Raw genomic sequence first — 3,111 nt, forward strand, 5'->3', positions numbered from 1 at the left:
CCAGTTGTTCATGAGCGCTATCGAAGTGGACGAGTGAGAGCGGGGCCATCTTGCAAAAGTCCAGGGGACTCGTTGTACCAAACTAGGACTTAGTGATCGGAGCGAATAAGCCGCTCGCGCAGACCTGCACTGCGGCAGGCCTGCTTTGGCAGGTGGTCTAGAGCATGCCGTCCCATACTTCGACCGTGACGGTTGCGGGTGTGAAATTTCCCTCTTCATCGGCAGCCCAATAGCGGAAACTGTCTGTGCCTGTGAAATCCCTGTTGGGACGATACATGATAGAGCCATCGTCTTGCAGGAAAACATCGCCGTTCTGCGCGTCAGTCATGCCATCCACGCGGACGATGCCGCCATCAGGATCAAAGTCGTTTGCAAGAACGTTGATATACACGTCCTGATTGACGTTGATTGTGACCCGGTCATCGCCCGCATTGGCAGCGGGACCGCCTGGGTTCAGCAGACCGTTATTTGTGTATCCGATATTGTTCAGAATGCTGTCGCTATTTGCCAGTTCGATCACATGCGCAAATTTCAGCAGCTCTCCTGTTGCGCGGTCTGCGACGAAATCTTCGACAAGGATCACATTTGTCCCATCGGACAGTTCATAATATCCATTCGCTTCCAGATGGTTACGAAGCGCGATACCCCATTGATCGAAACCCTGAACATCCAGCGCAAACTGGCGATCGGTTGAACCGATAGAGTCTGTCTTAATGCCATCAAACGTAAATCCGTTTCCAAGCGAAGTGACAGTGGCGCCCCGCATATCAAATGACAGTCGGCCCTCCGTCAGATCGGAAGACGACAGGAACGTATAGTGACTGCTATTATAGCCAACAACGTCGGTCCCGTTTCCGGAAAGCTCGGCATCAATAAAGAAGTTGCGGTATTGAGAATCTGATACGGCGCCATGAAGAAGGATGTTTTGGCTCATATCGATGCCGTTATCGAAACCTGTCGCCAACAGACCGTTCATCACAACATCAAAATTGTTAAGTCCCAGAACAAGGCCGGATGTGTTGTAGGTATGCCAGCTGTCGGAACCGATCAGTGTCGTGTCCAAGAAAGTGTAGTGTGAAGTGTAGGACAGATTGATGCCCTGAGACACTTCCCATGCTGTGAAACCTTCAATCACAGAACGCACATCATGGTTCTGGTCGGGTCCGTTCTTGACAACGATAAAGCCGATCTGAGTGGCATAGGCCTCATTGTCTCTGAAGCCATGGATCGGCGCCTGATCGACCCGGATCGTGTCGTCACCATAGGCGATTTCAGGCTGATCAAGGTTTTCGGCCAGCGGCGTGATGGGCTGTCCGCGGTGCATATAGACAAAACCATGCGTGGTGTTTGCAGCAATATTCTCTGCTGCCTCGACCAAACGACCGGCGAAAAAGAAACCTTCGCCAGTACGCCCGTTGTCGTGACGCTCGACGTCCGACTGTAGCTTTACCTCAGATTCGCCGTAAGAAACCCCGCGCACATCGATTGCCATGTTCCGCAGCCAGATACCGGTCTCATTGCCGCTTTCTGCTGCAAATGCAGCCCCGAAAACGTCATAGGCAATATTGTCGGTAAACTCAGCATGGCTATCATGATGCACAAAGGCCCAGCCGGGGTTGCCGTCTACCACGTTGCCAACGGCGATTGCTGGATCTTCCTGATCTTCAGTACCGGTTCTGTGGAAGTGGAAAGAGTAACGCCCTTGAATGTTGCTGTCATAGTCGAGCGTGCCCAGATCACTTACTGCAAAGGCAGGAGCAGATTTGTCAGTACGGCCCAGATCGTTAAAGCCTGCATAGCGCACATCAACATCGTCCGAATGCATGAACATGACATGACCGCGCTGATGTACCGGCAGGTCGTCTCCACCCTCGGAGGAGAAAGTCACGTTGCGTGTCATATTCGCGATATGCGCAGAAAAATCACCGTCAGGCGCCGCATGATCATACTGTAGCGGGCGATCGATCGTAATCCACTCTCCGACGATCCCGGTGATATAGACCTCTTCGTCTTGGCTCTCGTGGTGAACCATGGCACCGGCACTCTGATCCCAGTACCAGCCTTCCAGCTGCGTCCCGGTAATAACCAGCTTGTCTCCGACCTGCCATCCCTCTGGAATGCTGTCGACGGTGATCATTGTATCGCCTGCCATTGGATCAGCCCCAGCAGACAGATATGCCGTTTTTTCCGCCCCAAAGATTTCTACTTCACCGTGGCTGACGACACCCCGCGACAGGAGCATTGGATCCCAGCTCGTATCGATATTGCCATTGTCGGCAATCACGAGGTCCACATTCACGCCCGGCTGCACAGGGTTGGCTTCGGTGCCGATCCGCAAATGACCTTCGGAAGAAACCAAAAGCGTGTCAAACTCGATCCGGCTGTCGACATCGGTTGCAAAGCTCAACATGCCATCGACCCGAACCGTAAACAGCGACACATCGGAAACATGTCCGTAGTTCACCATGATTCCATCTGGGATCAGGACACTTGCACCTTCGCCGGGGACTTGCCCATTGTGCCAAGTGCTCGGATCGTTCCAGTCGCCATTATCGATCGCGATATGACTTGCCGCAATGCGCGGAGCAAGGTCCATGGCAGCTGCATGTTCTGCTGCCATCCCGTCCATACCCATATGAGAGCCAGAATCATCTTCGGCCCTAACTGCGATAATGAATGCATTGATCTCAGCTGTTGTAACCGGAGGAAACGGCCCATTGTAACCAGGTATAGAGGGGGCGTTGCCCATCCCATGACCGTCGCCATGGCCGCCGGTATCACCACCGGTGTCGCCCATATTGTGGCCGCCGGTGTCGCCGCCGGTGTCACCTAAATTCTGGCCGCCGGTATCGCCGCCGGTGTCACCCATATTCTGGCCGCCGGTATCGCCGCCGGTGTCACCCATATTGTGGCCGCCGGTATCGCCACCGGTGTCACCCATATTCTGGCCCCCGGTATCACCACCAGTGTCGCCCATATTGTGGCCGCCGGTATCACCACCGGTGTCACCCATATTCTGGCCGCCAGTGTCGCCACCGGTGTCACCCATATTTTGACCGCCAGTGTCGCCGCCGGTGTCGCCCATATTTTGGCCGCCGGTATCGCCGCCGG

The 3,111-nt window shown here is 54.5% G+C and carries 2 protein-coding genes; one reads left to right on the forward strand and one right to left on the reverse strand.

What is annotated here, in order from left to right; translation table 11 throughout:
- Positions 1 to 157: 157 nt before the first annotated feature.
- Positions 158 to 2,941 carry an Ig-like domain-containing protein gene (locus NWQ23_RS16515; protein WP_306167491.1) on the reverse strand — a complete coding sequence of 928 codons (2,784 nt, stop codon included), beginning with the start codon at positions 2,939 to 2,941 and terminating at the stop codon, positions 158 to 160.
- On the opposite strand from NWQ23_RS16515, the gene NWQ23_RS16520 reads away from it, so the two are divergent.
- Positions 2,909 to 3,111: hypothetical protein (locus NWQ23_RS16520; protein WP_306167492.1), on the forward strand; the 203-nt coding region annotated here is incomplete at its 3' end. The genes NWQ23_RS16515 and NWQ23_RS16520 overlap by 33 nt on opposite strands.

The sequence above is a fragment of the Yoonia sp. genome (genome assembly GCF_030731595.1).
In the GTDB taxonomy this organism is placed as follows: Bacteria; Pseudomonadota; Alphaproteobacteria; order Rhodobacterales; family Rhodobacteraceae; genus Yoonia.

Bases quoted from the DNA above. Each gene is read 5' to 3' on its own strand.
- NWQ23_RS16515 (WP_306167491.1), bottom strand. From the start codon at position 2,941: ATGGGTGACACCGGTGGCGATACCGGCGGCCACAATATGGGTGACACC.